Source organism: Acrocarpospora sp. B8E8, assembly GCF_039871605.1.
Lineage (GTDB): Bacteria > Actinomycetota > Actinomycetes > Streptosporangiales > Streptosporangiaceae > Acrocarpospora > Acrocarpospora macrocephala.
Map to the genome: position 1 here is coordinate 1 of NZ_JBDPLV010000154.1, position 6,129 is coordinate 6,129.

The window sequence follows — 6,129 nt, forward strand, 5'->3', positions numbered from 1 at the left end:
GGCGGGGCGGAGCCCCGAGGTAGATCAAAGGGCTGGGTGGGAGAACACGGCAACCACAACCCCGCCCGTCAGGGCAACACGCGCACGCGTGAGCGGCCCGCCCGGCAGGGCAACAAGGGTGGGTGGGTGGGAGAACCCCCGCATCAGCCCCCAGACCGCTTCGGGCAATCCTTGACCGTTGGTCGTATGCCTGCCGAGCCGGACAGGTGGACGATTTCAGGTACTCTCAGGTTGCAAGAGCCCCTGATAGCTATTGCGTCAGGGGCTTGGCTTTTGTGCGTGGGAGTTTGAACATGCCGGCTGTCGTTCTCGTGGGTGCCCAGTGGGGCGATGAGGGCAAGGGGAAGGCCACCGACCTCCTGGGGGGTGAGGTCGACTATGTGGTTCGCTACCAGGGGGGCAACAACGCGGGGCATACGGTCGTCATCGGCGATCAGAAATACGCGCTGCACCTGCTCCCGACGGGAGTGCTCTCGCCCGAGGTGATCCCGGTGATCGGGAACGGTGTCGTGATCGACCCGGGCGTGCTGCTCGGCGAGATCGACGGGCTGGCGCAGCGGGGGATCAACTGCGATCGCCTGCTGATCTCGGCCAGCGCGCACCTGATCATGCCCCACCACAAGGCGCTGGACAAGGTCACCGAGCGCTACCTGGGCAAGGCGAAGATCGGGACCACCGGCCGGGGCATCGGCCCCGCCTACAGCGACAAGATCAACCGGATGGGGATCCGGGTGCAGGACCTGCTCGACCCGGGCATCCTGCAGAAGAAGATCGAGGGCGCGCTGCACGACAAGAACCAGATCCTCACCAAGATCTACAACCGCCGCGGGCTGGATCCGGCGGCGGTGCTGGATGAGTATCTCGGCTACGCGGAGCGGCTGCGCCCGCACATCGCCGACACCTCGCTGGTGCTCTGCAAGGCCCTCGACGAGGGCAAGTTCGTGCTCCTCGAAGGCGGCCAGGGCACGCTCCTGGACATCGACCACGGCACCTACCCGTTCGTCACGTCCAGCTCGCCCACCAGCGGCGGCGCCTGCGCGGGTTCGGGCATCCCGCCGACCCGGCTGACCCGGGTGATCGGCATCCTGAAGGCGTACACCACGCGGGTGGGCTCGGGCCCGTTCCCGACCGAACTCCTCGACGACCAGGGCGAGTGGCTCCGCAAGACCGGCCACGAGTATGGCACCACCACCGGCCGCAACCGCCGCTGCGGCTGGTTCGACGCCGTCATCGCCCGCTACGCCACCCGCATCAACGGCGTCACCGACTTCTTCCTCACCAAGCTGGACGTGCTCTCCGGCCTGGAGCGCATCCCGGTCTGCGTCGGCTACGACGTGGACGGCACCCGCCACGACGAGATCCCGACCACCCAGACCGAGTTCCACCACGCCAAGCCCGTCTACGAGGAGTTCCCCGGCTGGCAGGAGGACATCTCCAGCGCCAAGACCTTCGACGACCTCCCGCCGAACGCCCAGTCGTACGTGCGGGCACTGGAGGAGATGAGCGGCGCCCCCATCTCCGCGATCGGCGTCGGCCCGGGCCGCGACCAGACCCTCCAGCTCAGATCCCTGGTCTGACCCGGGAGAAGGTCCACGACCCGCCGAGCCATGTCGGCGGGTCCATGGGCGCGCCGGAGGGCATGGGGTCCGCGGCGGCGTGAGGTTGACCAGGTAGGGTTCGCGAATGTGTACGGACATGTTGAGTTGCATGGCCATCGGGGCGCGCGGGGATTGCGCCCGGAAAACACGTTGCCAGGGCTGGCGTTCGCGCTGGAGCTCGGCGTCGACGCGCTGGAGTTCGACGTCACGCTGACGGCCGACCGCCAGCTCATCCTCAGCCACGACCTGACGATCTCGGCCCTGACCAGCGCGGACACCACCGCGTTCACGCCAGGGGACGCGATGTTCCCCTACGTCGGCAAACCCGTCAAAAGCCTCACGCAGTATCAGATCCGAACCTTAGACGCTGGCGTCCGGCGGCCGAAGAAGGCCAACGATCCCTTCGCGGCCACCCAGGTCCCGATCCCCGACACCCGGATGCCCACCCTCGGCGCGGTGCTCGGTCTGGTCGGCGCGTACGGCGCGGACCAGGTCCGGCTGCACGTGGAGCTGAAATCCGACCCCACCCGCCCGGACCTCTCCCCGGACCACCAGTTGTTCACCGACCTGGTCCTCGCGGAGCTGGATCGCCACAATCGCGTCCAGACCTCGGCGATCCTCAGCTTCGACTGGCGCATCCTGCAAGCCGCCCGCGACGCGGTCCCACACCGCTTCGCGCTGATCGAAGCCGACACCATCGACCCCGCCTGGCTCGCGGGCTTCGAGGTCCGTGACGTCGCCGACGACGTCCCCGCCGCCGCCGAAGCCGTCGGCGCGACCGCCCTCTCGCCCGACCGCGTGCTGATCGACCTGCCGCTGATGACCAGCGCCGCCCTGCGGGGCCTGCCGGTCGTGGCCTGGACGGTCAACGACCCCGACGAGGCCGCGAGCCTCATCGACCTCGGCGTCGCCGGGATCGTCACCGACTATCCGGACCGCATGCGCGAGCTGTGGACGGGCCGGGGCATGCGGCTGCCTGCCCCGATCCGTCCCCTTCGGCACGCTGCCATGACCTGACTCAGCACACCACCATGGCGGCACACCCCTTCGCGCCATCACCACTCCCAGGTAGCCCTGGGCCGCGTTCCATGGTCAAGAACGTCAGGACAGCGCGTCGAATCCCGCGCGGAGGTGGGCCAGCCGGTGGGCGAGGTCGGACAGGGGGCCGGTGAGGGAGCTGTCGCCGGTCTTGCGGGCGGCTTCTCGTACCCGGGTGAGTTCGTTTTCCGCCGCGGTGAGGCGGCGGGAGAGTTCGGGCAGGACCGAGGGCTGGTCGGCGTTGCCGTTGGGGAGTTCGGCGGCCAGGCGTTCGCGCAGCAGGGCGGCCTGCTCGGTGAGGCGCTGGGTCATGTTGTAGAGCTCGACGAAGACCGCGACCTTGGCCCGGAGCACCCACGGGTCGAACGGTTTGGTCAGGTAGTCCACCGCGCCGGCCGCGTAGCCGCGGAAGGCGTAGTCGGGCGCGCTGTCGACGACCGTCAGGAAGATGATCGGGATGTTGCGGGTGCGCTCCCGGCGCTTGATGTGGGCGGCCGTCTCGAAGCCATCCATGCCGGGCATGCGCACGTCCAGCAGGATCAGCGCGAACTCGGTGCCGAGCAGCGCCTTCAGCGCCTCCTCGCCGGAGCGGGCCCGGACCGGGACCAGATCCAGCGAGCTGAGGATCGCCTCCAGCGCGATCAGGTTCTCCTCCCGGTCGTCGACCATGAGGATCTTCGCGCGGTCGGGCATCAGCTTCCCTCCGCCGTGGTCCCGCGCAGCAGCCAGCCGCGCAGCCGTTCGAGCAGCCGATCCACGTCCACCGGCTTGGGCACGTAGTCGGACGCCCCGGAGGCGATGCTCTTCTCCCGATCGCCGCGCATCACCTTGGCGGTCAGCGCGATGATCGGCAGGTCGGCGAATTGCGGCATGCGGCGGATGGCCGAGGTGGTGGCCCAGCCGTCCATCTCCGGCATCATGATGTCCATCAGGACCAGGGCCACGTCCTCGTTGCGTTCGAGCTGTTCGATGCCCTCGCGGCCGTTCTCGCCGTACACGACGATGGAGCCGTGCCGTTCCAGGACGCTGGTCAGCGCGAACACGTTGCGGATGTCGTCGTCCACTATAAGGATCTTGGCGCCGGTGAGCGGGTCCTCGCCTTGCCAGTCGCGGCCGGAGGCGAGGTCGATCTCGGTGACCCGGCGGGGTTCCGGCAGGTCGGTCGGGAGCGGGATGTCCGGCAGCACGTCGTCGCTGTCGGCCTGGTAGTCGGCCAGGAGCATGCGGTCCCGGCGTTCCGCGGCGTAGGAGGCGATGGTGGCGGCGCCGCCGTCCCTGGCGGCCAGCGGTCCCGCGTACGACAAGGGGAGGTAGAGGGTGAACGTGCTGCCCTCGCCGGGGACGCTGTCGACGTGGATCTCGCCGCCGAGCAGGCGGGCTATCTCCCGGCAGATCGAGAGGCCAAGGCCGGTGCCGCCGTACTTCCTGCTGGTGGTGCCGTCGGCCTGGCGGAACGCTTCGAAGATCACTTCGAGCTTGTCGGGGGCGATGCCGATGCCGGTGTCGACCACCGCGAACGCGAGGATCTTGTCGGAGCTGCGGAGCGTCTCGTCCACATAATCCACCGTGTCGGGCGCGTGTGACACCTGCAGGCGGACCTCGCCCTTCGGGGTGAACTTGACCGCGTTGGAGAGCAGGTTGCGCAGCACCTGCTGCATGCGCTGCTCGTCGGTGCGCAGCTCGTTCGGCACGCTCGGGTCGACCTCGACGGTGAAGGACAGGCCCTTGTCCTGGGCCAGCGGCGCGAACGTGGCCTCCATGTAGTCCACCAGCGTGGGCAGCGACAGCTGCTGCGGGTGGATGTCCATCCGGCCGGCCTCCACCTTGGACAGGTCGAGGATGTCGTTGATCAGCTGGAGTAGCGCGGAGCCCGCGCCGTGGATGGTGCGGGCGAACTCCACCTGCTGCGGGGTCAGGTTGCCCTCGGCGTTCTCGGTGAGCAGCTTGGCCAGCACCAGCAGGCTGTTCAGCGGGGTGCGCAGCTCGTGTGACATGTTGGCGAGGAACTCGGACTTGTAGCGGCTGGAGACGGCCAGCTGCTCGGCCCGCTCCTCCAGGGTCCGCCTGGCCTGCTCGATCTGGAAGTTCTGGATCTCGATGGCCCGGTTCTGCTTGGCCAGCAGCGCCGCCTTGTCCTCCAGCTCGGCGTTGGACCTGCGCAGCTCCTCCTGCTGGCGCTGCAGCTCGTCCGAGCGCTCCTGCAGCTCGGTGGCCAGCCGCTGCGACTCCTTCAGCAGATCCTCGGTACGCGAGTTGGCGATGATCGTGTTTATGGTGACCCCGATGGTCTCCACCAGCTGCGCCAGGAAGTCCAGGTGGATCTCGCTGAAGTGGGTGAAGGAGGCCATCTCCAGCACGCCGAGCACCTGGTTCTCGAACAGGATGGGCAAGACCACGATCTGGGCGGGGTTGGCCTTGCTGAGGCCGGTCTCGATGGTGATGTAGTCGGCGGGCACGTTCTCCAGGATGATCTGCTGGGTCTCCAGCGCGGCCTGGCCGACGATGCCCTCGCCGAGCGCGAATCGCTGCCGGGGGGCGGAGCCGGGCTGGATGCCGTACCCGGCGATCAGGGTGAGCTCGCCGTCGACCACCAGATAGCAGGCGCCGTGGCTGGCCGAGACCAGCGGGGTCAGCTCGCTCATGATCAGGCGGGTCACCTCGATCAGGTCGCGGTGGCCCTGCATGAGGCGGGAGATGCGGGCCAGGTTGGACTTGAGCCAGTCCTGGTCCTGGTTGGTGTTGGTGGTGTCCACCAGGGTGGACACCATCGTGTTGATGTTGTCCTTGAGCTGGGCGATCTCGCCGGGCGCGTCCACGGTGATGGAGCGGGTCAGGTCGCCGCGGGCGACCGCGCTGGTCACCTCGGCGATGGCGCGCACCTGGGTGGTGAGGTTGCCGGCCAGCTCGTTGACGCTCTCGGTGAGGCGCTTCCAGGTGCCTTCGACGCCTTCCACCCGGGCCTGGCCGCCCAGCTGGCCTTCCGAGCCGACCTCGCGGGCGACGCGAGTGACTTCGGAGGCGAAGGAGGAGAGCTGGTCGACCATGGTGTTGATGGTGGTCTTGAGGACCAGGATCTCGCCCTGGGCGTCCACGTCGATCTTGCGGGTGAGGTCGCCGTTGGCGACCGCCGTGGTCACCTCGCCGATGTTGCGGACCTGGTAGGTCAGGTTGGTGGCCATCGAGTTGACGTTGTCGGTGAGGTCCTTCCACACGCCGGACACGCCGGGCACCCGGGCTTGGCCGCCGAGGCGGCCTTCGGTGCCGACCTCGCGGGCGACCCGGGTGACCTCGTCGGCGAACGCGGACAGCTGGTCCACCATCGTGTTCATGGTGTCCTTCAGCTGGAGGATCTCGCCCTGCGCGTCGACGGTGATCTTCTTGGACAGGTTGCCCTGGGCGACGGCGGTGGAGACGGCGGCGATCTGGCGGACCTGGGAGGTCAGGTTGTTGGCCATGAAGTTGACGTTGTCGGTGAGGTCCTTCCAGACCCCCG

At 68.4% G+C, this 6,129-nt stretch carries 4 protein-coding genes; 2 read left to right on the forward strand and 2 right to left on the reverse strand.

What is annotated here, in order from left to right:
* The first annotated feature begins 293 nt into the window (after positions 1-293).
* Both ABGB08_RS54005 and ABGB08_RS54010 read left to right on the forward strand, forming a co-directional pair.
* A complete protein-coding gene (locus ABGB08_RS54005) occupies positions 294-1,577 on the forward strand; it encodes an adenylosuccinate synthase (RefSeq protein ID WP_347608203.1) in 1,284 nt (427 codons plus the stop codon).
* Positions 1,578-1,685: 108 nt separating this feature from the next.
* Positions 1,686-2,615 (forward strand): glycerophosphodiester phosphodiesterase family protein, encoded by a 930-nt coding sequence (locus ABGB08_RS54010; protein ID WP_347608206.1) that lies wholly within the window; start codon positions 1,686-1,688, stop codon positions 2,613-2,615.
* Between the two features lie 84 nt (positions 2,616-2,699).
* Here the strand turns inward: ABGB08_RS54010 and ABGB08_RS54015 are convergent, their stop codons facing one another.
* Together ABGB08_RS54015 and ABGB08_RS54020 are read right to left on the reverse strand one after the other, a co-directional pair.
* Complete coding sequence (locus ABGB08_RS54015; protein ID WP_347608209.1) at positions 2,700-3,329, reverse strand: response regulator; 630 nt, start codon at positions 3,327-3,329, stop codon at positions 2,700-2,702.
* Positions 3,329-6,129, reverse strand: a 2,801-nt coding sequence (locus tag ABGB08_RS54020; protein WP_347608211.1) for an ATP-binding protein, incomplete at its 5' end; no start/stop codon positions are given. The genes ABGB08_RS54020 and ABGB08_RS54015, both read right to left, overlap by 1 nt.